Raw genomic sequence first — 24537 nt, 5'->3', positions numbered from 1 at the left:
CTCCTATGATTTATATTTGTTTAGCATTTCTTGCAATCTCTCACGCTCTTCATCAATAGATTGCGAGTTTTGCTTTTCAATTTCTTTTTTAGTTGGCTCAACATCTTCACGTAACCAATCTGGAACAATTTCTTTTCTATTTGAACGACCTGGTCCCGAACCATTCAATCGCTTATTCTTACTCATTTCAAAGCGTCTATCTAATGCAGCAACATCATCTAATGTTTTTACTTTTTGCTTTTCCCAGCTTTTCAAAATAGCCTTAATATAATTCCATTTTGGTTTATTTTCATCAATGGCTTTGTGAGCAGCATGTTTAATTAATTCGCTACCAAACGAATCACAAAACTCTCCTAATTCCGTAATGGCAATTTCACTTAATGGAATTCCTTCACCTTTTAAAAAGTTATAACTGACTTTAAATTCTTCATCGACTAATACATGTGATTTCGATTCTTTATTATCATCATGATAATAATTAGTATTTTGTATATTATTAGTACTTAGTAAAGAATTAGTATTTAGTAGTCGGCATTTTTCCATAGGGTGGTTCGTCCACTCGGTGGTTTCACCATCATGTGGTTCATCCATAGGATGGCTTTTCCACTCAGTGGTTTCACCACTAGGTGGTTTATCCACCCTATGGTTTTTGGTATCTATGGTTGGTAACTCATAAACAATGGTTTCCCAATGTGAAATTTTCCCTGTTTCTGAATTTTGGATTGGATATCTCTTCAAATACCCTGCCTTTTTCAACTCTTTTAGGGTACTTGTTGTTGTTTTCTCGCTATCCTTGGCATGTTGACTTAATTCAGTAGCATGAAATGTCCAATCATCCGGTAAAGAAAGCATGTAGGCTAATAATCCCTTCGCCCTCCAACTTAAGTTCTCATCACGCAAAGGCGTATTGTGTATCACCGAATAATTCGTATCCTTTTTCACTCGAAAAATACCCATATTTCCTACCTCTCCTATTTTCAAAACATTTATTAATTGTTATAATACGTATTATTATTTTTTCTTTAGGACCCGTTGCAGCGGGTTCTTCTCTTATGCATTCTTGCGAATTCTTTCAACTACTTCTTTTCTGCCACCAACCTTTTCAAGATGATCTGCTACACGAAAAACCTCTGTTTTTTCTGCTTCACGATCACTTTTCTGTTTCTTAAAATACATAGCTGATAACTGTTTTGAAATCTCTAAATCTCTTATACCTTGCTTCTGATAAGCGTTATGTAATTCAAGATACAAAGTTTTATTCCTTTCCTTATTTGCCTGGTTCATTTGTTTATATAACAGATGCAGATTTTGTATACACTCTCTACGCTCCTCTTCTAATTCCAAAGCCTTTTCTAGATGTTCCGGAAAAACTCGGCTTTCTATTCCCATCTTTTAAAGCCTCCCTTTCTAAGCGATCACTTTCATCAAACTTTCGTTCAATGAAAGTACCACCTTTATAAACTCCATACGCAAGTATCACAATCCCTAATCCAAAGATACAGACATTCGTTGTACTTTCTACCGTTGTAATATCCATTAGGCTAAAACAAACACCTTTTCAGACTCAATTTCTTGCGCTAAAGCTTCTTTTAAATACTCTTTAATGTTATTCATCGCTTCTAACTTCCAAGCCCCACCATCGGCTTCAAACAAACCACAACGTGCCCCTTCACGCATTCTGAATACAAACTTACTTTCGGGTTGTTCTACTTCAACAAATGTTCGATATGGGCTTAATTGCACTGGATTAGGTACTTTTGCATTCCCTCTACTCGCAACTCCTGTTTTCACCGTTACAGCTTGTGATACACCATCATCTCCAATTTCCTTCACATCATTTTCTACAACGGTACCAACTACCTGTAAAACGATGTCTCGATGATTGTTTTGTACAAAACCTGATTGCAATGCAATATTAAATTCTTCTCTGTCATAAAAACTTCCAAAATTAAAACGTGGAATGGACGCTTGTGCTTCGATATAGGTACTTCTAGCCTTATCTCCATTAACCGCAGTAAAGCATCTTACCGTTGTTGGGTTTACAATATGAATCATTACAGGTTCAGTTGTGTCAAATTCTGATTTCACGTAACCTACTAAACCAGATAAACTACGAACAGTAATCTCTGCTGGTGTCGGTTCTTGCACAAGATGTAATCTTTGTGTTGAATAAGTTTGTTCCCCGATTTTATGTGTTTCAATCGTTCCAATCTCTAGTACCTTTTCAATTGCTTCTCTTGTCATAGTCATTTTTTATTTCCCCTTTTCTTAATTAGATTTACTTTTCATATAATCGATTACTACCGTTTGCTTTTCAGCAACCTGATTTTGTTCCTTCTCTTCTACTTCTTCTACAGGTTGTCCAACATCTGTTTTCACATCACCCTGTAGATCCATATAAAACTGTCCCTGGATCCCGGAAGCTAACTCTTGACCAACTAAATTTCCGTTTTGATCCATATCTAATAGAATCTTAGATTCTACCGCTTCTGTTGGCGCTAGTTTCGAAGTGGCTTGAACTTGACAATTCCATACATCACGCTTTTTATCACCAGCAAACGAAAGTGTTAAAACAATCTTTCTTGCTTTTTTAGGATCAGTATTTAAATCCGCCATATTTTCCATTACACGCTCAAACTCTTGATGAAATCTTTCAGCAAGTGCTCCATCAGCAAATGTATTTAAATCAATCATGACTTCCATTATTTCTCTCACCTAATCCTTCCTTCTTAAAATTCAACATCTACTTGAATATCAATGTTCATAGGTATTTCTTGCGTTACACGAATTGATTTTGGACTTACACCTTTTTGAATCAACTTTTTAACTTCTTCTTTTGCAGCTTCTTTTGTGTGAAACTCACTGATACCTGGAAAACCTGCGAAATTACTAGTAATCACTAAAATCTTTTGTTGCATGTTTGCTCCTCCTACTGAACTTCCGCCATATTTATTTGTGCATTTGTAGCTGTAATTTCTTCTTCTAAAATGATTGGAAGTGAATATTCTTCATTAATGATTTGAATCGCTCTATCTAAATGATGACGTTTAATAGCTTTATAACTACTAATCCCAAACTCTCTATGTAATTGACTATAAATATCGCTATACACTTTTTTTCTAAGGCTAACATCCCGATAAGCATTAGATTCTTTACCACCTAATAGAAGAACACCTAACTTTCTTACAACCTTTGATACTTCATCACATTCGATAGCATATAAAGGGGCGTTTTCTCTTAAATCCTTCACATCGGATTTAATCTCCTGAATTTCCTGGGTATGTCCTTCTAAAGCTTGAAACGTTAACTTTAAAACTCCCATTGGATCTGTAGGTATTTTTTGTTGATTTTGTATATGTTGCTTCATTCGTTTAAACTCTTCAATAAACTTGATTTTCATTTGAACAGCTTCTTTTGTGTTATAACTCATTACAACTAATGTAAAAGCTTCTTCTGTCAGATCGATTTTAGGATAACGACGCCCTCTATTTTCATAAGTTCGCTCCTTAAAATTCAGGAGTGAAAATTCATAACCTGCATACTCCATTTGAGTTCTGATATCAGCCATAACATTGTCATGACGTTTATTGAATACTTCCGCAATCTTCAAGCTATCTGTAACAACTTTTCCGTTGTTTTCAAATACTAGTGCTTGTTCGTTTGCTACTGTTAATTGATCCATATTACTTTCCTCCTCTACAAACTCGGAATAACTTTAGTTTTATCCGTATTACGATGTACCAAATGCAATTCATTACTTACTTTTTTAAAAATCAACCAATTATCAGGATTCAAATTGTATGATTTAATATGAACCTTTTCTTTTTTTGTTGGCTTTTTACCATTTTTCAATTAACTCACTTCCCTTTTGCTCATGTCCTTTAATTTGCAGAACCAATATTTATCGTCAAATTTCGCGAATATGTTAAAAAAATTATTTACTTTCATTTTTTATATTTCGTTGTTCCACTTTTCTTTGAATGATTAACTCTCGTGCAGCTGGTATTAGCGGTGTTAAAAATTCCTTCCACTGTTCCCTTGTAAGGATTACTTTCACCACATACCCATTTTCATCACGAATAATTTGTCCCCCACTCATCCTCAATCACCTCAATGCATCTATATGTTTGTGGGACACTAGGACTATCCATTTAAATCAAAATTTCATGAAACAATATTCTTCAAATTATTCGCTCTCTCTTGAACGCGTTTTTTCATAAGTACGAATTTTTCGTACTTAGGTCCAAAAAATATATCCTCATAAGGAACATCAAATAAGTACATGTACTTTTTGATTAATTCATCTGGAATGTTTGTTGAATCTTGTTCATATAACCATAGGGTTTTTGGGGATACTTCTAATATATCCGCAAGTTCTGCTTGATTGAACCCTGCACTTTCTCTAAGTTCATTCAATGTTCTTTTCAAGTAATCCATTTTGTTACCCCCTTCCTTCAATATTTATTGTATTACTAAATTTATGTAATTTCAATACAAAAGTACGAAAAAATCATACAAAACGAACACTTTACGAATAATTCGTAATGTGTTATATTAAAAATGTAGTTACAATAGGAGGTGACGGTATGACTGATTTACAAAAACAAACTATAGTAAAAAACATAAAGAAATTTTTAAAAGAAAATGATATGACTCAATCGGATCTAGCTAGTCAAATAGGAATCGCAAGAAGTACCTTAAGCGATTATATGAATTACAGAGCCAAACCAAGTTCAGGGGTTTTAGAAAAAATGGCTACTGTGTTTGGAGTGACAAAATCTGATATTGATACAACTTATAAGAATTCAAAAGTTGAAATTGTAGATGGAGAACTCCAATTAGTTCAAGAAAAACCTACTGACAATGAATCAAAAAAGGAAATCCCTATTATTGGTAAAATCGCAGCTGGCGTTCCATTGGAAGCTGTACAAGATATAGTTGATAGAATTGCACCTCCATACAAAACTCACAATATCGATGAATTATTCGGACTTGTTGTTAACGGTGAATCCATGAATAAAATTGTCCCTAACGGCCATTACGCCGTACTAAAAAAACAACCTGATGTCCAAAATGGAGAAATAGCAGCTGTAATTGTTAATGGACATTACGCAACTTTAAAAAAGGTGTATAAATTTACAGATTTAATGATTTTAGAACCTTGTTCACATGATGAAAGTTTTAAGGACCAACAATACTCACAAGATAACTGCGAGGATATAAAGATTATAGGAAAGTTTTTATACAGCGTAAGTCCAATCATTCAATAATTAGGCGGTGAAAAGGTGTATGTAGTCGGCAAGTGTCGACTGAATGAAATATTGAAAGAAAAGAAATTAACTCAAGTAGATTTAGCACTGAAACTTGGCATGGCTAAACAACAAATACATTCTTACGCAAACAATGACAGGGTTATGTCTTATCAGACCGCTAAAAACGTTGCTTCTCAACTCAATATTAATATGGAAGATTTATACGAATTCATTCAGTCGGAAAAACAGTGAGTTTTTCTCACTGCACCTGAAAGTCAACTACTTGATTGACCTCAATTCATAATGCACCTTATTGAAACTTATATTTTCACATAGTATTCGTCTAATAAATTAAAAATATACATAAAATATTGATTAAGAAAGGGGTTTAGTTAATGAAATGTGTCATTTATAGACGTGTATCAACTGACATGCAAGTTGAAGAGGGGATTTCATTAGATATGCAAAAACTTCGTCTTGAACAATACGCCAAATCGCAAGATTGGATAGTGGTAAATGATTACTGCGATGAAGGATATAGCGCCAAAAATACAGAACGACCTGCTTTTCAACAAATGATAAGAGATATGAAGAAAAAACAATTTGATATTATTCTTGTTTACAGATTAGATCGCTTTACTCGTTCCGTTTCAGACTTACATTCAATTCTAAAAATAATGGATGAATATAATGTTAAATTCAAAAGTAGTACAGAAATATTTGATACAACAACCGCTACTGGAAGAATGTTTATTACCTTAGTTGCAACACTTGCACAATGGGAACGAGAAACAACAGCCGAACGTGTACGAGACTCCATGCATAAAAAGGCTGAATTAGGGCTGAGAAATGGAGCTAAAGCACCTATGGGATATAACCTAAAGAAAGGCAACCTATATATCAATCATACTGAAGCAGAAATTGTAAAATACATATTCGAAATGTATAAAACAAAAGGTGTAGTAAGTATTGTGAAATCTTTAAACAGTCGTGGTGTTAAAACTAAACAAGGGAAAATATTTAATTATGATGCAGTACGTTATATCATAAATAATCCAATTTATATTGGGAAAATTCGATGGGGAGAGGATATTCTAACAGATATTGCCCAAGAGGATTTTGAAACTTTTATCAATAAAGACACTTGGTATACCGTCCAACAAATACAAGATAGTAGAAAGGTAGGAAAAGTTAGATTGCAAAATTTTTTCGTATTCTCTAATGTTCTAAAATGTGCAAGATGCGGAAAACACTTTTTAGGAAATAGACAGGTAAGGTCTCATAACAGAATTGCTGTGGGTTATCGGTGCAGCTCAAGACATCATCAAGGAATATGTGATATGCCTCAAGTTCCAGAAAATATACTTGAAAAAGAATTTCTAAACCTTTTAGAAGATGCAGTCGTTGAGCTGGACGCTTCTGATGAAAAACCAGTAGAGTTGAGTAATTTACAAGAACAATATAATAGAATTCAGGATAAAAAAGCACGTCTAAAATTTCTATTCATAGAAGGTGATATCCCTAAAAAGGAATATAAAAAAGATATGCTAACACTAAATCAAGAAGAAAACATAATTCAAAAGCAACTCGCTAATATAACTGACACTGTATCTTCAATTGAAATAAAAGAACTTTTAAATCAATTGAAAGATGAATGGAACAATTTAAACAACGAATCTAAGAAAGCAGCAGTAAATGCAATTATATCTTCTATTACAGTTGATATAATAAAACCTGCTCGTGCGGGTAAGAATCCAATTCCACCTGTAATCAAAGTTATGGATTTCAAATTAAAATAAACACAACCTAACTGCATTTATTTAATGTAGTTAGGTTGTGTTTAATTGACCAAACCATGGTGTTTGAAATGCACTGCCGCCAGACTGAATCAATCCGCTCAACTGCTCTTTATCAAACAGTTCGTGTAAAATCGAACCTTTATCCGTTAATAGATTTTGAAGCCATACTGTTACTGCGTTTGTATAGTGTGGATTGTGCGTTTTCGGATACGGACTCTTCTTTCTATATAAGATGTCATGCGGAAGTACATCTTCTAACGCTTTACGTAATAGACCTTTTTCGCGGTTTTTATACATTTTCATTTCCCAAGGAATATTCCACGCATATTCGACAAGACGATGATCTGCAAATGGAACACGTACTTCTAAACTTGCCCCCATACTCATGCGGTCTTTTCTGTCTAATAATGTGGTCATAAACCATACCATATTTAAATAAAATAATTGGCGTCTTTTTGCTTCTAGCGGACTTTCCCCCTCTAAAATAGGAACTTCTTGAATCGACTCTTCATAACGCCTTTGTACATATTGTTGTAAATTTAATTTATTTCTCCATTCTTTTTTTAGAAGTTGTTCACGTGCCTCTGTAGAACGCATCCATGGAAATGCACTCGATTGTAAATCATCTTCTCTATAAAACCACGGATATCCACCAAATATTTCATCTGCACATTCTCCAGATAAGCCAACGACAAAATCTTGTTTAATTTCTCGGCAAAACCATAATAATGACGAATCGATATCTGCCATACCAGGCAAATCACGAACAAGTACTGCTTCAGTTAAATACTCTGCTAATTTTTCATTCGAAATGACGCAGCGATGATGGGTTGTTTGAAATGTCTCAGTCATTAAATTAATAAACGGAGCATCTGAATTTGGCTGGAATGCATTTGCTTTAAAGTATTTGTCATTATCTTCGTAATCAATAGAATACGTGTGTAATTGCCCTTTTCCCGATCTCTCATATTCTTTCGCTGCAATAGCTGTAATAGCGCTCGAATCTACACCACCTGATAAAAAAGTACATAGTGGTACATCAGAAACAAGCTGTCTTGTAATAGCATCTTGTAATAAAAAGCGCGTTTTCTCTACTGTTTCTTCAAAAGAGTCTTCATGTTTTTTACTTTCCACATTCCAATATCTCCATATACATAAACCGTTCTTTGAAAATGTCATCGCATGACCTGGACGTAATTCTTTTATACCAGCATAAATACCGTGGCCAGGCGTTCTTGACGGTCCGAGTCCGAATATTTCTGATAACCCTTCTAATGTTACTTCCGCCTTCACATCTGGATGCGACAATATCGCTTTTAACTCCGAACCAAATAATAAGCGTCCGCTATCATATTTATAAAAAAGTGGCTTTACACCTAATCGATCTCTCGCAATAAATACTTGTTCTTTCTGTTCGTCCCATACTGCAAACGCATATATACCGTTTAAATGATCGACACATTCTTCTTTCCATTCAATATAAGAAGCTAATAATACTTCTGTATCAGAATGACCTTTGAACGTATACCCTCTTCTTAATAATTCCTTTCGAATGTCTTCTGTGTTATAAAGTTCACCGTTATAGCAAATGGCATAATTCGTTTCATCTTTTAAACAAGTCATCGGTTGTTTCCCCCCCTCAGGATCAACAACAATTAACCGTTTATGCCCAAATGCGACATTTCCTTTAATCCAAATTTTATTATCATCCGGCCCCCGCTTCGCTAACGTCTCAGCCATCTTCGTAACGACATCTCTTTCTCCTTCTAATGAGCGTTTATAATCCACCCATCCTGTAATCCCGCACATATAAATCATCCTTCCATCTTATTTCTTTTCTTGAACGTGCAGTAATCCCCACCCTAAGAGTGCGGATCAAAAAATAAAAAACTTGACGATAACCTACTATCCACATATGGAATAGCATTCTCACTCAGTAAAACGTGTTTTATTGTATGCCCACCTATGTCTAGATGTGTCTAGTTATAAAGAACGCACGAACTGTCTATAACAGGAATAACTACTTTTCATAAAGGAGAAATCGTATATGATACAACGTAAACATATTTTATATAACCAGCCCCGTGCTCATACAGTCGGTAATGTAGAATATATAAACAATGAATGGGTATTCTTTGATGATGAAAATGATGAAGCGTTTCTATTAGAAGATATTGCCGAAGATGGGTTTGAAATTTTGTATAATAACAATTGGTTACCAGCCCGTTTCTATGAACAAGATGTATTACAAATCGCCAACGAGCAACACCATTTGCAAAATGGTGAAATGGTACGTATTCGAAAAAAGTTACTTCTTAGCTATAATGAATGGCTCGAGGAATTACCTGACTCTGTCTTCACATTATTAACCGAATCATTGCAATCACTTCACTACTCTTTATATGATTGCATGTATTGTCATAATTATTTATCTTTCTTACCGAAAGAGGAGTCACGCGAAGGAGTAAATATTCTTTTGTTTGATAACGACGAAATGATCTGTACACTGCAGCACCATTTCGTCCGTCACACTACGTCAAATAAAAATATGTTCCGTTTTACGAAAGTAAATGGAGAAGAGTTGCATATCGATGCGACATAAAATAAAAAACCACCTTATCTCCCAAGTCTTTGAGATTATAAGGTGGTTTTATTTTTATTTGAATACGTACCAGCCAAGTGGCAATTTCAGTCCTAAGTATAATACTGCTACTAGCGCAACAATAAATAAGCCCCAAACCGCCCCTGTTGGTTTGTTTTTGCTCATTTTTACAAGAACCATTTCCATTCCGCCGATAACTAAAATACCAGCTAACATTTTCAAGCCATACCACATGTGCATGCTACCTGTTGCTGTCTTCACAATACTCATGTACAACATGAAGCCTGTCACAATAATGATGATATACATTAGGCGAAGCCCCATATGTACACCCTTACCTTTTCTTCCTGCTGAATAAAGTGAATACGCAACGAAGAATAAAATTAAACCTAACGCCCATGCTGTAATATGCATATGTACCATCGTATCCCTTACCTCCTCTTTTCACACTTTTTCACTCTATATGATAACATGTTCATTTATTTTCAGGAAATGTTTCGCTTTTTTACATTTAAATGCTATAATATTTAGAGTATTTACAAACTTCTTGTAATAACAAAAGGGGGAACAATCATGATTCAAACTAAGGATATTATCGAACTTACAGACACATACGGAGCAAATAACTATCACCCACTTCCAATCGTTATTTCTAAAGCAGAAGGTGTTTGGGTAGAAGATCCTGAAGGAAACCGCTATATGGACTTATTAAGTGCATATTCTGCAGTAAACCAAGGTCATCGTCACCCGAAAATTATTAACGCTTTAATTGACCAAGCTAATCGTGTTACGTTAACTTCTCGTGCTTTCCATAGCGATCAATTAGGTCCTTGGTACGAAAAAGTTGCGAAACTAACTAATAAAGAAATGGTACTTCCAATGAATACAGGTGCTGAAGCTGTTGAAACTGCAATTAAAACAGTTCGTCGCTGGGCTTACGATGTGAAGAAAGTAGAAGCAAACCGCGCTGAAATCATCGTTTGTGAAGATAACTTCCACGGACGTACAATGGGTTCTGTTTCTATGTCTTCAAACGAAGAGTACAAGCGTGGATTCGGTCCAATGCTTCCTGGCATCGTTGTAATTCCTTACGGTGATTTAGAAGCATTAAAAGCCGCAATTACACCAAACACAGCAGCATTCATTTTAGAGCCAATTCAAGGTGAAGCAGGAATTAACATCCCACCAGCTGGTTACTTAAAAGAAGCTTTTGAAGTATGTAAAAAAGAAAACGTTTTATTTGTAGCAGATGAAATCCAAACTGGCTTAGGCCGTACTGGTAAAGTATTTGCTTGTGACTGGGACAATGTAACTCCTGACATGTACATACTTGGTAAAGCACTTGGCGGCGGCGTATTCCCAATCTCTTGCGTAGCAGCAAACCGCGACATTTTAGGCGTATTCGAGCCAGGTTCTCACGGTTCTACATTCGGTGGTAACCCACTTGCATGTGCTGTTTCTATCGCAGCTCTTGAAGTGTTAGAAGAAGAAAAATTAACAGAGCGTTCTCTTCAATTAGGTGAAAAATTAGTTGGGCAATTAAAAGAGATTGATAACCCAATGATCACTGAAGTTCGCGGTAAAGGTTTATTCATCGGTATCGAATTAAACGAACCAGCTCGTCCTTACTGTGAACAACTAAAAGCAGCTGGTCTACTATGTAAAGAAACACATGAAAACGTAATTCGTATCGCACCACCTCTAGTAATCTCTGAAGAAGATTTAGAGTGGGCATTCCAAAAAATTAAAGCTGTATTATCGTAATGATAGAGAGGTTGTCCGACATGTTGGGACAACCTCTTTCTTTTTATATTCATTTACATTAAGATAATTTTGTAATTTTCTGTATTTTAAAATCGTAAAGGAGGTGCGATATGCTATTAAGATATGGTAAACATATTAACTATTTAGCTACATCTTTTATTTTAGTTACATTCTTTGGCTTCCTACTTTCCACAACATGGCTTACTCACTACTCAACTCCTACTACATTCACACTACTGAAAGCATCATTTTGGACTGCTGTTATTCTTACTATCATTGGTTTTGGACGAGAAAAAAGCGCACTTACGGTTATACTATTTGGCATTTGTACACTTGCATTCATTGGTCTTTACACTTTTTCCGTTATTGATTACCTCTATAACCCAAGGCCATAAAAAAGAGCTATCTTTTAACAAGATAGCTCTTTTCTTCACTTCACTACATTTCGCAAAGTACCAATTCCTTCTACTGTAATAACCACTTCATCACCAGCATGTAAAAACTTCGGTGGTGTGAAACCTTTTCCGACACCAGCCGGGGTTCCTGTTGCGATAATATCGCCTGGTTCTAAAGTCATTCCTTTACTTATCGTTGAAATAATTTCTTCTATTGAAAAAATCATTTTATTTGTGTTGGAAGTTTGCCTTACTTCTCCATTTACTACCGTTTCAATGTGTAATGCATTCGGCGCATTAACCACCGATTTATGAATTAAATACGGTCCCATCGGACAAAATGTATCGAAGCTTTTCCCAAGGAAAAACTGTTTATGTTTTCTTTGAATGTCTCGAGCTGTTACATCATTTATAATCGTATAACCAAAAACATGCTCAAGCGCTTTTTCTTTTTTTATTTGCTTCCCTCGCTTACCAATAATGATAGCTAATTCTCCTTCGTAATCTAGTTCGTCCGTTGCATGAGGGTGACCATTAATTTGCTCATTTATGCCAATAACTGTTGTTGGTGCTTTCGTAAAAATCATTATATTTTCTGGAATAGACTCTATTCCGCCCATTTCTATGGCATGCTCACGATAGTTTTTTCCAACGCACAAAATATTCTTTCTTGGCCTTGGAATCGGTGCTAATATTTTCACCTCTGTTAACGGATAATACGCCGCTTCCCCGTTCTCTTTTGCCCAATTTACAATTTCACATACTTTCTCAAAGCATTCAGTTCCTCTTTCAATACACTCTAACATTGTAATAGGGATTGTAACCTTTTCCCCTTTTTGTCTTTGCGCTTCTCTTAAGTGTAATACCTTTTTTTCTTCTTCATCCACAATACCTACAAATACCTTTTCTTCTTTCTTCGCCGTTACAAAACGCAATATTTCCACTCTCCATCCTAAAACTCATGCCCTTTAATTGTATTCGCATCCGTAAGAAAAAAACCTTCTCATACACGCTAATTTTTACAATATTCTTCTCATACCCTATTCGTTACGCCTTTATATTTGGCATAAAATGTAGAAATTTTACTTTTTTTAGCGAAGGTATTTCTTTTTTATGGAGTTTTTGTATAATATGTACTACATATATACTAAAAATTTCATTTAGAGATGGAGCCGATTTCAATGTTTGAGCAAGCGATTGAAAAAAAACGTGAAAAAATGATTTATTTTGCTGAACGCTATGGAATGACTTCTCAAAAAACAGTGGATTGTAGCCAAGAACTGGACAGGCTCTTAAATGTAATTTGGCATGTACATACGGATTTTCACCCAAATCAAACACTCGACACACACACGCAATAGCGTGTGTGTGTCTTTTATTTCAAAAAAACACACATTTTATTGAAAACGCCCATACAATAGTAGAAAAGAAAATTTTAAAAACGAAGGGTGTTTTATATGCCAGCTATGGTCGGACATATTCGTATCGTCAATATTGGATCAAGTGGTATTTTTCATATTGGAGATGTATTTGCGATTAGGCCTATTAGTTACTCACGTGCTTTCGCCGGGGCCGGCTCTTTCAACGTTGGAGACAATGTTTCTGTCTACAATTATCAAAGTGCAACGACTGTCAACGATTCAGATGTAATCGATCAAGCGATAATTGGCTCAACTTAAAGGAGGCAATTGCATTGAATTTTTATGTAAACCAAAGTATCATCATCAACAGTATTAAAATTGATAGCATTACAACCTCTTCTGTGTTCCAAATTGGTACTGCCGGAAGTATTAAAGCCCTATCTAAATTTTCAAATACGGGCGGATTTACGGAGCCGCTTCGCCCATTACAGGCGAAAGGACAAATTATTTCTATCAAACCATCAACTAGTTCTTCTTAAGACATCCTTGTCATAAATATATAGCAGGAATATTTTTACCCTCCCTATTGAAAAGGAGGTTTCACAAATGAATCAAGATATATATACTTACTTACACCAACTTCAACAAGCTCTTCAAACACAACAAGCAGCCATCCTGAATTTAGAAGATCAAGTGCGCCAACTCCAAGAAGAGCTTAACGAATTAAAAAATCGCCCCTCCTCTTCTGTAGGAAAAGTGGAATACAAATTCGATCAATTAAAAGTCGAAAATTTAAATGGTACTTTAAATATTGGTTTAAACCCATTTTCAGCAAAAGGACAACAAATTGAAGATTTTCAAGTGGATACAGAAACATTGAAGGTAAACCCTGAAACTGAAACAAACCCAGACTTTTATCAAGGTATCCTCCAAGAAATGCATCGATACTTAGATGAAGAAGCATATAATCGTATTCTCCATTTTGAACAAGAAGAGCGAACACCGCTTGATGAAATGTATCGACAAATGATGGTGGATGACATAAAAAAACAGATGGAGCATCGACTCCCTTATTATTTATCACAAGTGCAATCATATGAAGGTATTTCAACAGATCCAGATTATTTACGAGATATCATTATTCAGGCAATGAAACAAGATATTGACAAAGCCTTTCTCTCCTTTATTCAGCACATACCGGGAAATTTCCGAAAGGAGTAAGTATGTATGAACCTTAACGTTGTAAACCGTGAGTTAAAAGTCGGACAGATTAAAATGAACGGTGTATCGTCGTCCGCACTCTTTTTAATTGGAGATGCAAATCTCCTCATTCTATCTTCTATTCTCGATACACCATTTGAAACAGTTACAGAGGGTCCATTTGTACCATTAGTAACAGATGTCCCTCCTACTCCAGGTTAAGGAGACTGAGAAATTATGTTGCATCATGTGTCTATTGTCCAAAATGTTTCTATTATTTCTTTAGGGATTGCTGCTGTATTTCAAGTTGGAGATGCAAACCAAATGGAATTAAAAAGTAGAGCTATTGCCGTCCACCGTGAAATTCCTTTTTATATACGGGGAGAAGGTCGCTTTGATGCTTTTGAAATCTTTACAGATGAACACATTACAATTCCAAAACGAACGACAGATGTAAAATTAAACATTGTAAATGAATGCCCTTTTATTGAAGTTAATAACGTTGAATTACGCACACTTTTAAATTCTGGTTGCTTTCAAATTGGAAATGTTGATTATGGTTTTAATAACTCTCGTATTATACAAATCCGCCAATATATTACGGATGAACCTTCCGCACAATAATTCATATAGTAATTAAAAAGCTTAGTAAAGTAGGTGGATGGTATGCCTTCGGTTGTAGGAAATCTCGTCGTGCAAAACAGTAACGGCTCTTTCAACTTAGGAGATTTTTATAACGTATCTCCGAAAGAAAACACGAAAGCCTATAACGGATCTGGAGCTTCCAATGTTGGGTTTGTCGTGAATACGTTTAACGGTGTTAGTGCAACGAATACATTTGATTCTGATGTGGCAGATCAAGATCAGATTGGAACAGCGTAAAAAAAGTAGGAGATATTCTCCTACTTTTTTCTTTTATCTAATTCAAAATTATTAAAATAAAATTTTAATAAGCAAGAGCTTTACTGTCCACAAATAGTGGTATAAACAAGTAAGTAGTGAAGAGGCACTATTTCATTTTATTTAAATGATAACCCGCTCTCCTCCAAAGCCCTCCTAAGCTTCGGCAAAGACGCAGGTCCCATACCATGCAGTTTTAATATTTCTTTTTCACTATATTTTGAGAGTTCTTCTACAGTTTGAATTCCATGGTGTTCTAATGCCCTTCTTGCTGGCGCTGAAAGAAGAGAGAGAAAACCTTCTTTTGGTTTTCTCTCTTTCTCACAGACTGGGCAAGTTGGACAATCGCTACTTTTATAGTACTCGTGTCCCTGTTCACAAGTTCTTAACGTTTTTTCCGTTACCATTTTCAAGCCCCTCTATTCTTCAATATTTACAACGTGATTCCCATCAAAGAAGTATAAACATTTCTCTTTTACAGGATGTTGTAAGCTTTTCTCCAGTGCTTTTGCATATAACGAAAGCTGCACTTTATATCGATCTTCTAAAATTGGTTTCGCTTGTTCAAATCCGCCTGGAAATTTCCCTTCAATCGTATCTGTTTTGAAGTCGATTAACGTAATGCCATCTTCCTCTTCAATCATGCAGTCGATAACCCCTTGGACAAGAATCGATTCCCCGCTATTCCCTTGCCAATCTTGATATGCTTCTTCTGCTGCAAGCATCATCGTAAATGGAACTTCACGCTCAACACTTTTCGCCGCTAATACCCTTTTACCTAAGTCACTGTCAAAGAATGAAATTACTTTTTCAATCGCTATTTCTTCCGCCTGCTCGAATGTTAATAATTCCTTATTTACCATTCCAGCAATTTGCTCTTGAAGAACTTCAACCGTAATCGGCTTCTTCAAATCAACATGCTGCATAACGGCATGGACTGCTGTTCCGCGCTCTGCGTACGTTAACCCTTTTTTCTCCATAAAGCGCGGACGTGTTTTAATTGGTGCACGTAGTTTTTTAATAAAGGCGTTATCACTACCATCTTCTGATTGATAATTTCTCTTTATTTCTGTAACAGATTGCTTCGCACGGTGAGATGTTGCTTCCTCATATCCGTACTTCCACATTAATCTGTCGTACACTTCATCTTTTCGTTCACTTTCTAACGGCACAGCCTTTTTCTCACGAAGCGCTTCTAACAATTCTTGTTTCTCTTCTTGAACTGGCTCTGGTGCAAGTAGCGTATTACCGTCCACAACTTCTACTTTCCAGCTAGTGTCATACCCGTAAATTTCATCTGGAATACTTCCTTGTCCTAATTCAAGAAGCATTTCACTATCACGGTGTCTATATAATGAAGGGGCAATCCAGTCTAAATAACAAGACGCCCCGGCACGTATGTGATCTGGTAATAACCATTCACTATGTTCCCTCGCATCAAGCCATTTTTCCATTTCCTTATTTGCATCCTTAACTGTTCCGATTAAAATTAACTTCTCTTTCGCGCGCGTCAACGCTACGTATAGTACGCGCATTTCTTCCGCAATTAATTCCATTTTCATTTTACGCTTAATCGCAAGCTGTGATAATGTTGTATATTTAATTCGTTTACGCGGATCGATAAATTGCGAACCGAAACCGAAATCTTTATGCAATAAGAAACGTTTCATTAAGTCTTGTGTATTAAAACGACGACCGAGCCCAGCTACAAATACAACCGGGAACTCTAACCCTTTACTTTTATGAATCGTCATAATGCGAACAACGTCTTCTTGTTCACCGAGGGCCCTCGCCGTACCCATGTCATCACCGCGTTCTAAAATACGTTCAATAAAACGTAAGAAGCGGAATAATCCTCTAAATGATGTTGCTTCGTATTGTCTTGCGCGGTCATATAGTACGCGTAAGTTTGCCTGCCTTTGCTTTCCAGCTGGTAAACCGCCAACGAAGTCGTAATAACCTGTCTCACCGTACACTTTCCAAATTAAATCAGAAAGTGATTGTTGACGTGCAAATTCACGCCATCCTTGCAGTAAGTTATAAAACCACTCTAATTTATCATGAAGTTCTTGCTCCTCTTCAAGTGGTGCCCCTTTTAAGAATGAGCTCATTACTTCATAAAACGAGCCTTTCTTTCCATGAGCACGAAGCGTTGCAAGTTCTTCATCGCTCAATCCAACGATTGGAGAACGAAGTACAGCTGCAAGCGGAATATCTTGCATCGGATTATCAATAACGCGGAATACGTTCATCATAATATTTACTTCCGTCGCTTCAAAGTAACCAGTCGCAAGGTCAGCGTACACTGGAATTCCTTGTAATTTTAACTCTTCCATAATTTGCGGGGCCCACGGCATGGAGCGAAGTAAAATAACGAAGTCGCGGTATTGTACTGGGCGCATACTATCATTTTTACGGTCATACACTTCATAACCTGAATCAACCATCGCTTTAATGCGCTGCGCCATAAGACGAGCTTCAAGCTGTGCTTTTTCGACTTCTGCACCTTCTTCTCCGTCTATTACTTCTTCTTCCGTTTGCTGAATGCACAGTAGTTCTGCCGCTACATCTTCACCTTCTGGATAGGTAGCACCTAACTTTAATTCAGCGTCTGCATCGTAGTCGATTTCTCCGACTTCTTCACCCATAATTTGTTTGAAGATAAAGTTCGTACCTGCTAACACTTCATGACGACTACGGAAGTTTTTCGCTAAGTCGATCTTCATTCCACCGCCCAATCCTTCTTGTGTGAAGCGTTTATATTTTCCTAGGAATAGTCCTGGTTCGGCTAGTCGGAAACGATAAATCGACTGCTTTACGTCACCAACCATGAACAAGTTTCCTTCACTCTCAGAATCTTTCGTTACGAATTTAATAATAGATTCCTGTACAAAGTTCGTATCTTGATATTCATCGACTAATACTTCAGCAAATTTATTACGATATTGGAGCGCCACTGCTGACGGATTCATTTCACCATTTTCACTTTGTTCACTTAAAATTTGTAAACAGAAATGCTCTAAATCTGTGAAATCGACCATTCCTTTATCTCGCTTCATCGCTTGGAAACGCTCTGTAAATACTTTTACAAGTTGAACAAGCTTTTCTAATACTGGGTGCATATCTTGAAAATCTCGTAAGAAACTTTCAGGTTTTCGGCTAAATAACTCTTCTTGTAATTTCTTCACTTCATCTTTCGCTTTATTACGAAGAGAGTCTACTTGTTTTACAACATCTTCATTGTAATCACTTTTCTTAATACGCTTTAACGTTTGCCACGATACGTTTTGCATCGCTTCATACAAACTTGTCCACGACTCCTGAGCAGCTGATGATAGCGTTCCAAGTAAAGCTACATCTGCTTGCAGGGTTTCAATGCGAGGCGCTGGACCGTCAGGAAGCATTGCGAGTTCAGTTGCCTTACGAATATGCTGTTCCGCTGTTTCAAGCTGGAATTTCACATCTTCTAATAAATAAGAAGCATATACTAAATCTTCAATTGTCTTTCCTTCTACGTCATATGCTTCTACTAATTTATCAAGCCATTTTTCCGGATTTGGATGCGCTCTTGACTCTGTATGAAGCGCTAAAATCATACGTTGTAAGTCATCATCACTACGGTCACTCGTATAACGATCAACAAGTTCAAAGAAGATTGTATTATCTTCGATTCCGTACTCTTCTTCTAATATGTCATCTAGCACTTCTTCTTTTAACAATTCATTTTCTGTTTGATTCGCAATACGGAAACGAGGATCAACATCAAGCATGTAGTAATATCCTCTAATTACTTGTAAACAGAATGAGTGAATTGTTGAAATGGAAGCTTTATTTAATAGGCTCAGCTGCTTTCTTACGTGTTGAGAGCCTGGTTCATCAATTAATACCTTTTCTAACGCTTCCCCGATTCGGTTTTTCATCTCTTGCGCCGCTGCATTCGTAAATGTTACAACGAGCAGGCGGTCGACATCGACTGGATTCTCTTCATTAATAATCTTTTTAATAATACGTTCAACTAATACTGCTGTTTTCCCTGACCCAGCTGCAGCCGCAACTAAAATATCACGTCCATTCGCTACAACAGCTTTCCACTGGTCATCTGTCCATTGACTACCTTCTGGTTTTTCAGGCCAATTTTCTATCATTCTCCGCCAACCTCCTCTCTTATTTTCTCCATCGCTTCGCTATCTTTCATATCTTTTAACGATCGGAACTGATTATCTTCAAGTGACTCATCAAATTGACAAACAGATTTGAAGTTACAGAACGTACATGCTGCTTTATTTCCCATTTTATAAGGAGCAATATCGATAACACCTTCTGTAATATCTTTTCCGATATTTTCAAACGTATGGTGTACATATTTTTGCAGTACGTTAAACTCTTGCTCACTTGCAATACTTGAACGCGCACTAAAGCTACCGTCTTTTTTCAGGCCAGCAGAAATAATATCTGAACTTCCTGTTGAAAGTTTGTTATCCATTAAACGAACAACGTCAGCATCTCCTAATACGAGTCCTTTCATTTTAAATTTCTTTAAAATTTCTTTTTCAATTTCAGCTTCAGATGCGTCACCTTTCATCTCAACGATTGGGTTATGAATATGGAAATACAATACACCAGCTGGTGATGCTGCGTGACCTTTTTTCATCCACGTCTGCGCATTCGAAGTAACAACATCTAAATACGTTAACATTTGAAGTGCTAATCCGTAATACACTTCCGTTAAATCTAACGCTTTTGAACTTGATTTATAATCAATAATACGTAAGAACGTCCCGTTTTCATCTTCTGCCTTATCAACACGGTCAATACGGCCGACAACTTCCATCTTCACACCATTTGGTAATGAGAATTCCATCGGCGGAAGTGATCCTGTACCACCCATACCGAACGGCACTTCTAAATCAACTGGTACGAATCCGCTTGACTTCGCATGTTCACGAAGAATGATTGACGTACGGAAAATGATTTGTTGTAGTTTTTGTTTTAAATAGAAATGACGGTTTGAACTTAATAAAATTTGTCGTTGTAATAACGGTGCGATTTCTTCTATTACTAAAACAGAAAGATGCTCACACTCTTTTATGGATAAATCCGCCCAAGTACGGTTTTCACGCAATAGCTTGTCCGCAATTTTCTTTAATGCCGCATGGAATAATTCGCCGATGTCCGGCGCATCAAGCTTGAAAATATCACGCTCTCTAAGCGATAAACCGTGCTGCGCAAAATGAGCGTATGCACAACGGTTAAATAGTTCCATACGAGAGACGCTTCCTTTAATTATATCTCCGTATAAATCTCTACTTACTGCTGTACTTAGTTTCTTCGCACGATTTCGATAGAATAAACTTGATAAGACGCGGCTACTTTTTTGTTTCCATTCATCTGAAGTTACGTAGAAATTATATACGTCCCACCAAAAGTCTAAATTCCCTTCAAATCCGTATCGCTTCCACGTTTGTAGTTGCTGCATAACGTAAGATAACGTTACTTCTGGCGTTGCTACGTATGAAATTTGTTCTGAACGTGATAAATCGTTTACGTCATTGGTAATAAATGAATCTTTCACATTAGGGAACATTCTTTTTATTTTCTTAATAAAGCTAGACGCAAGTAACGTCTTTCCTTCTTCATCTGCAAGCGGGCATGAAATATATAACTTCTCAGATGCTCTCGTTACCATTTGATACATAACGAACTGTTCTTCTAACAAAGTTTGTCTCGTCGTTGGCGCTAATTCAATCCCTGCTGCACCAAGAACTTCTCTTTCTTCATCAGAAAGCATACCTTCGTCCATAGGTGCTGCTGGAATAACACCCTCATTTACACCTATAATAAACGTTGCTTTCACGTCAGATAACCTGGAGTGATCAATATTAGCAATTAACACTTGGTCTAATGACGGCGGAATGTTAGCAAATTGAAGTGCCTCAAGACCTGTCGACATAACGTCCGTAAACATAGAAAGAGACATTTTCTCTTCACCAAGCATCTCTACAAACGTATCAAGAAGGCTCATTACTTCTTCCCATACTTGTTCATGATCTGTCGCAAATAAGAAATCTCCACTTTCTTCTGCACGTATACGTAATTCTTCTAGTTTTTTCGGAACATCCAGCTCTTCTAGAAATAAGTAAACTGCTTCACACATTTGCATAACTGTTCCTGCACGCTTTAACCTTTTTTGCATGCGAATAACAGGTGTTCTTACAACGTCACGCAATCGATTTATTTTCTCTTCCATTTCACGTTCACTATCTGTGATCATCCCGTTCGTATCATCAAGAGAACGATAACGGCGATACATCCATGGATCCTCTGAAGTCCACCTCTTTCCTTGTACACCGTACGCTAAACAGTAATTTTCAAATTCATCCATTTCTTCACGCATCGTTTCTTTTCTTACGTCTAATGGATATAAAAGCTCTGTTTTCACGCAGCGGAACACCGCATCATAACGCCAATTCCCACTAATAATCTCGAGTGCAGAACGAATACATTCTACTAATGGGTGGTGTGACATCGGGCGCTTTTCATCGATGAAGTGTGGGATATTATAATCTGTAAATAACGTTCGCATCACATCGTAATAACTTTCCCCATTACGAAGAAGAACCGCAATATCTCGGTAACGATAGTTTTCCTCCGCCACAAGTTTACGAATTTCACGCGCAACACCTTCTACCTCTGCTCGTAAATTCGCAGCTGTACTAATCGTTACACTCGCTTCACCGTTAAATTTTTCATTCGGACGCGCTTCATAATGAGCTTCTAAATGCGCTAATGCCGGAGAATGAAAACGCGGCTGTTCCATAAGTGGAATTGTTTTTTCAATTTCTATTTTCTCTTCACGCGCTACTTGTTTGATTTTTTCATACGTTAACGTCGTTTCATAAAATAAATCGAGTTCATTTACTGGCTGTGCTAACGTTTTTTCATCTATCGTTAACGTGATCGTAACTCTCGCTCCGCAAATCATAAGCTGTCTTACAATCTCTAACTCTTGCGGGGAAAATGAATGAAATCCATCTATATAAATTTCCGCACCATTTACATATTCAGACTGCGGAAGCTTTTCCACTAGCAATTGTAGGTAGTCTTCTGAATCTAAATATTTTCCAATTAAAGCACGTTCAAAATCATCGTATAATAGCTGTAAATCATACACTTTATTCGCTAGTAACTTTTGTTCGGCACTGCTACTATGCGCATCCAATTGTTGCCACATTTCATATACGTTAGATGGCGTTACATTGTAACGTTTAAACTCTGCAATCATACTGCCAAGATGTTCAAAGAAACCGTTTTGCTCCGCTGCTTTTTGGAACACCGATAATCCATCTTTACGAGACTCTACAATTTTACGGAGTAACATATGTACACCCGCTTCATCAATATGAAGACGACTCGCTCCGCCAACTTCTTGTAGTACCTTCCACGCTAATCGTGAAAAACTAAAAACTTGTGCCCGAATAGAACCTCTTACATCCTCACTTCCAATTAACGCCTGCTGCGTCTGGAATGTCATCTGTTCTGGCACAAGATATAATATTGTTTTCCCTCTCGGGCGTTGTTTTAACTCTTCTTGCACTTCGCGTAAACAAAGTGTACTTTTTCCACTTCCCGCTCTACCAATCACAAATCGAAGTGACATGTAACCCCACCTTTCACTTACATAACGAACGTTAGTTTGCTACTATAATTGTATTATAGTACACGAAAAAAGACAAACTGAGTTGTTTGTCTTTTCTATACTTCTACTTCATTATATCAACCTTTTGAAAAATTCGTTTGCACCTCTTGAATTGGCCAATATCGCAAATCAACTTTACCGACAACTGTATCAGCTTTTACAAAGCCAAAGTGTCTACTATCCCAGCTCCCGAGCCGGTTATCACCTACTACAAAAATAAACCCGGGTGGCACCAGCTTTTCTTTCGTTAACTCTTCTAATGTAAAGTCGCCTGTTAGTTGCCTTCCATTTATCTCTTTCTTATACTTCTCTAAATACGGCTCATCAATAAATTGACCGTTTATATATAACTTATCCTGCTTATATTCAATATGATCTCCAGGTAAACCGATAACCCGCTTTACATAGTCCTCTTTTTTATTCGCATGAAATACCACAACGTCAAATCTGTTCAAGTCCCCAACTTGATAACTCACCTTATTTACAACTAGCATATTGCCATCTTGCAATGTCGGCATCATTGACTTCCCCTCTACAACATACGTTGAAAAGAAAAACGTTCGAAAAAATACAGCTAATAATACACCAATTAAAATTGTTCGTATCCACTCTATGCCTTCTTTTTTCAAAGTTTTCTTCATCTGCTTCTCCCCTTATCCTTTAATACTGAAGCTTTCCTTTACAAAGAAGACTATTCTTAATGTAGTTCTAACTTTACTTCGATTTTCTTACCGACATACCATAAAATAAAAATACCAATCGCTACAATAACTGATTTCACTGGATTATGAATAAATGACATTAAATCATGACCGATATACGTTAAAATAAAAATCATCACAAGTTTTCCGAATGCTAACGCTAGACCAAACTGTTTTACACTAATTCGGGATAAACCAGCGACAACATTTATGAGCGCTGACGGTGTAAACGGAAAACAAAATATAACAAAAATCGGTGCGAATCCTTTCCTTTCAACCCACCCCATTGCTTTTCGTACTCTCTCATGCTTATTTACAAACGAAAAGAAACGACTGCGACCAAAATGGCGGATGATGAAAAAGACAAGTAATGCACCCATTACTGATCCAAGCCATGAATAAAGAAAACCGAGCCAAAAGCCAAATGCAACAGCATTCGCCAGTACAAATACAATAAGCGGTAATGCTGGAATCAACGCCTCTATCATCGGTAAACCAATACCAAGAAGTGGTCCGAACGCTTTATAACTCTCAACAATATGATCCATATTTTCTGGTGAAAAATACTCTTTGATTGTCTGAAAATCCATTCTACACTTTACCCCTTTACTCTAAATACTATCCCTACTGTATCATTGCTTATATGAAAGAGGAAATGGTAGATACGACATACGGAGATGTATTTATTAAAGTTTCCATATCTTTCATAAGAATTCCTTCATTATTTAGCTATGATAATCTATCAATATTCGACAGGACGTGTCGTTCATTTTGTTATTTAGATTGTTTTTCGGTTTTTATCGGTAAATGAAATTATACTGGTGATTTTCTAAATATATCAATTACAACTCGTTTTTTCTAATATAT

31 protein-coding genes are annotated in these 24537 nt (G+C 36.5%); 13 read left to right on the top strand and 18 right to left on the bottom strand.

From position 1 onward, the window contains the following. Nucleotides 1-3 precede the first annotated feature (3 nt). The 10 genes from ACXKY9_RS04985 to ACXKY9_RS04940 all read right to left on the bottom strand — a co-directional run bounded on the left by ACXKY9_RS04985 (nucleotide 4) and on the right by ACXKY9_RS04940 (nucleotide 4437). On the bottom strand, nucleotides 4-957 hold the full coding sequence (locus ACXKY9_RS04985; RefSeq protein ID WP_000510888.1) for a DnaD domain protein: 954 nt from the start codon (nucleotides 955-957) through the stop codon (nucleotides 4-6). Between the two features lie 93 nt (nucleotides 958-1050). Continuing rightward, complete coding sequence (locus ACXKY9_RS04980) at nucleotides 1051-1251, bottom strand: hypothetical protein (protein ID WP_015382227.1); 201 nt, start codon at nucleotides 1249-1251, stop codon at nucleotides 1051-1053. A 70-nt stretch (nucleotides 1252-1321) separates the two neighbouring features. Further along, on the bottom strand, nucleotides 1322-1537 hold the full coding sequence (locus tag ACXKY9_RS04975; RefSeq protein ID WP_015382226.1) for a hypothetical protein: 216 nt from the start codon (nucleotides 1535-1537) through the stop codon (nucleotides 1322-1324). After that, entirely contained in the window at nucleotides 1537-2250 is a 714-nt protein-coding gene (locus tag ACXKY9_RS04970; protein WP_000178947.1) for a hypothetical protein, read from the bottom strand. Before ACXKY9_RS04970 ends, ACXKY9_RS04975 begins: the two co-directional genes overlap by 1 nt. An 18-nt stretch (nucleotides 2251-2268) precedes the next feature. Further along, on the bottom strand, nucleotides 2269-2703 hold the full coding sequence (locus tag ACXKY9_RS04965; RefSeq protein WP_000453494.1) for a hypothetical protein: 435 nt from the start codon (nucleotides 2701-2703) through the stop codon (nucleotides 2269-2271). A gap of 26 nt (nucleotides 2704-2729) precedes the next feature. Beyond that, nucleotides 2730-2918 carry a hypothetical protein gene (locus ACXKY9_RS04960; RefSeq protein WP_001186272.1) on the bottom strand — a complete coding sequence of 63 codons (189 nt, stop codon included), beginning with the start codon at nucleotides 2916-2918 and terminating at the stop codon, nucleotides 2730-2732. A gap of 11 nt (nucleotides 2919-2929) precedes the next feature. Then, the gene (locus tag ACXKY9_RS04955; RefSeq protein WP_000372563.1) at nucleotides 2930-3682 is read right to left on the bottom strand and encodes a Rha family transcriptional regulator; all 753 of its coding nucleotides are present in this window, start codon (nucleotides 3680-3682) and stop codon (nucleotides 2930-2932) included. Nucleotides 3683-3696: 14 nt separating this feature from the next. Continuing rightward, nucleotides 3697-3852, bottom strand: a complete 156-nt coding sequence (locus tag ACXKY9_RS04950) for a DUF6906 family protein (protein ID WP_000788388.1) — start codon at nucleotides 3850-3852, stop codon at nucleotides 3697-3699. Nucleotides 3853-3934: 82 nt separating this feature from the next. Beyond that, on the bottom strand, nucleotides 3935-4099 hold the full coding sequence (locus ACXKY9_RS04945) for a hypothetical protein (RefSeq protein WP_000014074.1): 165 nt from the start codon (nucleotides 4097-4099) through the stop codon (nucleotides 3935-3937). Nucleotides 4100-4164: 65 nt separating this feature from the next. Then, nucleotides 4165-4437 (bottom strand): helix-turn-helix transcriptional regulator, encoded by a 273-nt coding sequence (locus ACXKY9_RS04940; RefSeq protein WP_000385074.1) that lies wholly within the window; start codon nucleotides 4435-4437, stop codon nucleotides 4165-4167. 149 nt (nucleotides 4438-4586) lie between these two features. On the opposite strand from ACXKY9_RS04940, the gene ACXKY9_RS04935 reads away from it, so the two are divergent. From ACXKY9_RS04935 to ACXKY9_RS04925, 3 genes are all read left to right on the top strand, one after another. Then, entirely contained in the window at nucleotides 4587-5270 is a 684-nt protein-coding gene (locus tag ACXKY9_RS04935) for a LexA family protein (protein ID WP_000130922.1), read from the top strand. Nucleotides 5271-5285: 15 nt separating this feature from the next. Further along, nucleotides 5286-5504, top strand: coding sequence for a helix-turn-helix domain-containing protein (locus ACXKY9_RS04930; RefSeq protein WP_000289677.1), 219 nt, complete (start codon nucleotides 5286-5288; stop codon nucleotides 5502-5504). Nucleotides 5505-5647: 143 nt separating this feature from the next. After that, the gene (locus tag ACXKY9_RS04925) at nucleotides 5648-7051 is read left to right on the top strand and encodes a recombinase family protein (protein WP_000650392.1); all 1404 of its coding nucleotides are present in this window, start codon (nucleotides 5648-5650) and stop codon (nucleotides 7049-7051) included. Between the two features lie 30 nt (nucleotides 7052-7081). On the opposite strand, the gene asnB is transcribed toward ACXKY9_RS04925, so the two are convergent. Further along, complete coding sequence (asnB, locus tag ACXKY9_RS04920; RefSeq protein ID WP_000333967.1) at nucleotides 7082-8860, bottom strand: asparagine synthase (glutamine-hydrolyzing); 1779 nt, start codon at nucleotides 8858-8860, stop codon at nucleotides 7082-7084. A 238-nt stretch (nucleotides 8861-9098) separates the two neighbouring features. Between asnB and ACXKY9_RS04915 the strand changes: the two genes are divergently transcribed. Then, a complete protein-coding gene (locus tag ACXKY9_RS04915) occupies nucleotides 9099-9653 on the top strand; it encodes a DUF2777 domain-containing protein (RefSeq protein WP_000616049.1) in 555 nt (184 codons plus the stop codon). A gap of 54 nt (nucleotides 9654-9707) precedes the next feature. On the opposite strand, the gene ACXKY9_RS04910 is transcribed toward ACXKY9_RS04915, so the two are convergent. After that, nucleotides 9708-10076 carry a YisL family protein gene (locus tag ACXKY9_RS04910; RefSeq protein ID WP_000233495.1) on the bottom strand — a complete coding sequence of 123 codons (369 nt, stop codon included), beginning with the start codon at nucleotides 10074-10076 and terminating at the stop codon, nucleotides 9708-9710. A gap of 150 nt (nucleotides 10077-10226) precedes the next feature. Here ACXKY9_RS04910 and rocD point away from each other — a divergent pair, with 150 nt between their 5' ends. Beyond that, nucleotides 10227-11417 (top strand): ornithine aminotransferase, encoded by a 1191-nt coding sequence (gene rocD / locus ACXKY9_RS04905; protein ID WP_000616658.1) that lies wholly within the window; start codon nucleotides 10227-10229, stop codon nucleotides 11415-11417. A gap of 110 nt (nucleotides 11418-11527) precedes the next feature. Further along, a complete protein-coding gene (locus ACXKY9_RS04900; protein WP_000926864.1) occupies nucleotides 11528-11812 on the top strand; it encodes a hypothetical protein in 285 nt (94 codons plus the stop codon). Nucleotides 11813-11847: 35 nt separating this feature from the next. Here ACXKY9_RS04900 and ACXKY9_RS04895 read toward each other — a convergent pair whose 3' ends face one another. After that, nucleotides 11848-12747 (bottom strand): fumarylacetoacetate hydrolase family protein, encoded by a 900-nt coding sequence (locus ACXKY9_RS04895; protein WP_001213086.1) that lies wholly within the window; start codon nucleotides 12745-12747, stop codon nucleotides 11848-11850. A gap of 246 nt (nucleotides 12748-12993) precedes the next feature. Between ACXKY9_RS04895 and ACXKY9_RS04890 the strand changes: the two genes are divergently transcribed. The 7 genes from ACXKY9_RS04890 to gerPF all read left to right on the top strand — a co-directional run bounded on the left by ACXKY9_RS04890 (nucleotide 12994) and on the right by gerPF (nucleotide 15255). Continuing rightward, on the top strand, nucleotides 12994-13173 hold the full coding sequence (locus ACXKY9_RS04890) for an aspartyl-phosphate phosphatase Spo0E family protein (RefSeq protein ID WP_000462845.1): 180 nt from the start codon (nucleotides 12994-12996) through the stop codon (nucleotides 13171-13173). A gap of 96 nt (nucleotides 13174-13269) precedes the next feature. Beyond that, nucleotides 13270-13491 (top strand): spore germination protein GerPA, encoded by a 222-nt coding sequence (gene gerPA / locus ACXKY9_RS04885; protein WP_001111187.1) that lies wholly within the window; start codon nucleotides 13270-13272, stop codon nucleotides 13489-13491. Between the two features lie 14 nt (nucleotides 13492-13505). Continuing rightward, complete coding sequence (gerPB, locus tag ACXKY9_RS04880; protein WP_001012508.1) at nucleotides 13506-13712, top strand: spore germination protein GerPB; 207 nt, start codon at nucleotides 13506-13508, stop codon at nucleotides 13710-13712. 67 nt (nucleotides 13713-13779) lie between these two features. Then, nucleotides 13780-14394: a spore germination protein GerPC gene (gene gerPC, locus ACXKY9_RS04875; RefSeq protein WP_001070761.1), complete on the top strand. Its 615-nt coding sequence runs from the start codon at nucleotides 13780-13782 to the stop codon at nucleotides 14392-14394. A 6-nt stretch (nucleotides 14395-14400) separates the two neighbouring features. Beyond that, nucleotides 14401-14595, top strand: coding sequence for a spore germination protein GerPD (gene gerPD / locus ACXKY9_RS04870; RefSeq protein WP_001052807.1), 195 nt, complete (start codon nucleotides 14401-14403; stop codon nucleotides 14593-14595). 15 nt (nucleotides 14596-14610) lie between these two features. Beyond that, nucleotides 14611-14997 (top strand): spore germination protein GerPE, encoded by a 387-nt coding sequence (locus ACXKY9_RS04865; RefSeq protein WP_000902319.1) that lies wholly within the window; start codon nucleotides 14611-14613, stop codon nucleotides 14995-14997. Between the two features lie 42 nt (nucleotides 14998-15039). After that, complete coding sequence (gerPF, locus tag ACXKY9_RS04860; protein ID WP_001141566.1) at nucleotides 15040-15255, top strand: spore germination protein GerPF; 216 nt, start codon at nucleotides 15040-15042, stop codon at nucleotides 15253-15255. 137 nt (nucleotides 15256-15392) lie between these two features. Here the strand turns inward: gerPF and ACXKY9_RS04855 are convergent, their stop codons facing one another. The 5 genes from ACXKY9_RS04855 to ACXKY9_RS04835 form a co-directional block, all read right to left on the bottom strand. Continuing rightward, nucleotides 15393-15680: an RNA polymerase alpha subunit C-terminal domain-containing protein gene (locus ACXKY9_RS04855; RefSeq protein WP_000255727.1), complete on the bottom strand. Its 288-nt coding sequence runs from the start codon at nucleotides 15678-15680 to the stop codon at nucleotides 15393-15395. Nucleotides 15681-15692: 12 nt separating this feature from the next. Beyond that, the gene (gene addA / locus ACXKY9_RS04850) at nucleotides 15693-19418 is read right to left on the bottom strand and encodes a helicase-exonuclease AddAB subunit AddA (RefSeq protein WP_000572259.1); all 3726 of its coding nucleotides are present in this window, start codon (nucleotides 19416-19418) and stop codon (nucleotides 15693-15695) included. Continuing rightward, entirely contained in the window at nucleotides 19415-22930 is a 3516-nt protein-coding gene (gene addB / locus ACXKY9_RS04845; RefSeq protein WP_000058598.1) for a helicase-exonuclease AddAB subunit AddB, read from the bottom strand. The genes addA and addB overlap by 4 nt, the downstream gene beginning before the upstream one ends. Before the next feature lie 116 nt (nucleotides 22931-23046). Beyond that, a complete protein-coding gene (lepB, locus tag ACXKY9_RS04840; protein ID WP_000751910.1) occupies nucleotides 23047-23610 on the bottom strand; it encodes a signal peptidase I in 564 nt (187 codons plus the stop codon). Nucleotides 23611-23666: 56 nt separating this feature from the next. Further along, complete coding sequence (locus ACXKY9_RS04835; protein WP_000347518.1) at nucleotides 23667-24260, bottom strand: TVP38/TMEM64 family protein; 594 nt, start codon at nucleotides 24258-24260, stop codon at nucleotides 23667-23669. Nucleotides 24261-24537: the final 277 nt, after the last annotated feature.

It is taken from the genome of Bacillus sp. 2175 (genome assembly GCF_057812155.1).
Note: the sequence above shows the minus strand (reverse complement) of the source record. Positions and strands in the feature narration are given on the sequence as shown.

What these genes read in the sequence shown, in the direction of transcription:
- ACXKY9_RS04985 (WP_000510888.1), bottom strand. Translation starts at nt 957, where the DNA reads ATGGGTATTTTTCGAGTGAAAAAGGATACGAATTATTCGGTGATACAC.
- ACXKY9_RS04975 (WP_015382226.1), bottom strand. Translation starts at nt 1,537, where the DNA reads ATGGATATTACAACGGTAGAAAGTACAACGAATGTCTGTATCTTTGGA.
- ACXKY9_RS04970 (WP_000178947.1), bottom strand. Translation starts at nt 2,250, where the DNA reads ATGACTATGACAAGAGAAGCAATTGAAAAGGTACTAGAGATTGGAACG.
- ACXKY9_RS04965 (WP_000453494.1), bottom strand. Translation starts at nt 2,703, where the DNA reads ATGGAAGTCATGATTGATTTAAATACATTTGCTGATGGAGCACTTGCT.
- ACXKY9_RS04960 (WP_001186272.1), bottom strand. Translation starts at nt 2,918, where the DNA reads ATGCAACAAAAGATTTTAGTGATTACTAGTAATTTCGCAGGTTTTCCA.
- ACXKY9_RS04955 (WP_000372563.1), bottom strand. Translation starts at nt 3,682, where the DNA reads ATGGATCAATTAACAGTAGCAAACGAACAAGCACTAGTATTTGAAAAC.
- ACXKY9_RS04945 (WP_000014074.1), bottom strand. Translation starts at nt 4,099, where the DNA reads ATGAGTGGGGGACAAATTATTCGTGATGAAAATGGGTATGTGGTGAAA.
- ACXKY9_RS04940 (WP_000385074.1), bottom strand. Translation starts at nt 4,437, where the DNA reads ATGGATTACTTGAAAAGAACATTGAATGAACTTAGAGAAAGTGCAGGG.
- ACXKY9_RS04935 (WP_000130922.1), top strand. Translation starts at nt 4,587, where the DNA reads ATGACTGATTTACAAAAACAAACTATAGTAAAAAACATAAAGAAATTT.
- ACXKY9_RS04925 (WP_000650392.1), top strand. Translation starts at nt 5,648, where the DNA reads ATGAAATGTGTCATTTATAGACGTGTATCAACTGACATGCAAGTTGAA.
- asnB (WP_000333967.1), bottom strand. Translation starts at nt 8,860, where the DNA reads ATGTGCGGGATTACAGGATGGGTGGATTATAAACGCTCATTAGAAGGA.
- ACXKY9_RS04915 (WP_000616049.1), top strand. Translation starts at nt 9,099, where the DNA reads ATGATACAACGTAAACATATTTTATATAACCAGCCCCGTGCTCATACA.
- ACXKY9_RS04910 (WP_000233495.1), bottom strand. Translation starts at nt 10,076, where the DNA reads ATGGTACATATGCATATTACAGCATGGGCGTTAGGTTTAATTTTATTC.
- rocD (WP_000616658.1), top strand. Translation starts at nt 10,227, where the DNA reads ATGATTCAAACTAAGGATATTATCGAACTTACAGACACATACGGAGCA.
- ACXKY9_RS04900 (WP_000926864.1), top strand. Translation starts at nt 11,528, where the DNA reads ATGCTATTAAGATATGGTAAACATATTAACTATTTAGCTACATCTTTT.
- ACXKY9_RS04890 (WP_000462845.1), top strand. Translation starts at nt 12,994, where the DNA reads ATGTTTGAGCAAGCGATTGAAAAAAAACGTGAAAAAATGATTTATTTT.
- gerPA (WP_001111187.1), top strand. Translation starts at nt 13,270, where the DNA reads ATGCCAGCTATGGTCGGACATATTCGTATCGTCAATATTGGATCAAGT.
- gerPC (WP_001070761.1), top strand. Translation starts at nt 13,780, where the DNA reads ATGAATCAAGATATATATACTTACTTACACCAACTTCAACAAGCTCTT.
- gerPD (WP_001052807.1), top strand. Translation starts at nt 14,401, where the DNA reads ATGAACCTTAACGTTGTAAACCGTGAGTTAAAAGTCGGACAGATTAAA.
- ACXKY9_RS04865 (WP_000902319.1), top strand. Translation starts at nt 14,611, where the DNA reads ATGTTGCATCATGTGTCTATTGTCCAAAATGTTTCTATTATTTCTTTA.
- gerPF (WP_001141566.1), top strand. Translation starts at nt 15,040, where the DNA reads ATGCCTTCGGTTGTAGGAAATCTCGTCGTGCAAAACAGTAACGGCTCT.
- ACXKY9_RS04855 (WP_000255727.1), bottom strand. Translation starts at nt 15,680, where the DNA reads ATGGTAACGGAAAAAACGTTAAGAACTTGTGAACAGGGACACGAGTAC.
- addA (WP_000572259.1), bottom strand. Translation starts at nt 19,418, where the DNA reads ATGATAGAAAATTGGCCTGAAAAACCAGAAGGTAGTCAATGGACAGAT.
- addB (WP_000058598.1), bottom strand. Translation starts at nt 22,930, where the DNA reads ATGTCACTTCGATTTGTGATTGGTAGAGCGGGAAGTGGAAAAAGTACA.
- lepB (WP_000751910.1), bottom strand. Translation starts at nt 23,610, where the DNA reads ATGAAGAAAACTTTGAAAAAAGAAGGCATAGAGTGGATACGAACAATT.
- ACXKY9_RS04835 (WP_000347518.1), bottom strand. Translation starts at nt 24,260, where the DNA reads ATGGATTTTCAGACAATCAAAGAGTATTTTTCACCAGAAAATATGGAT.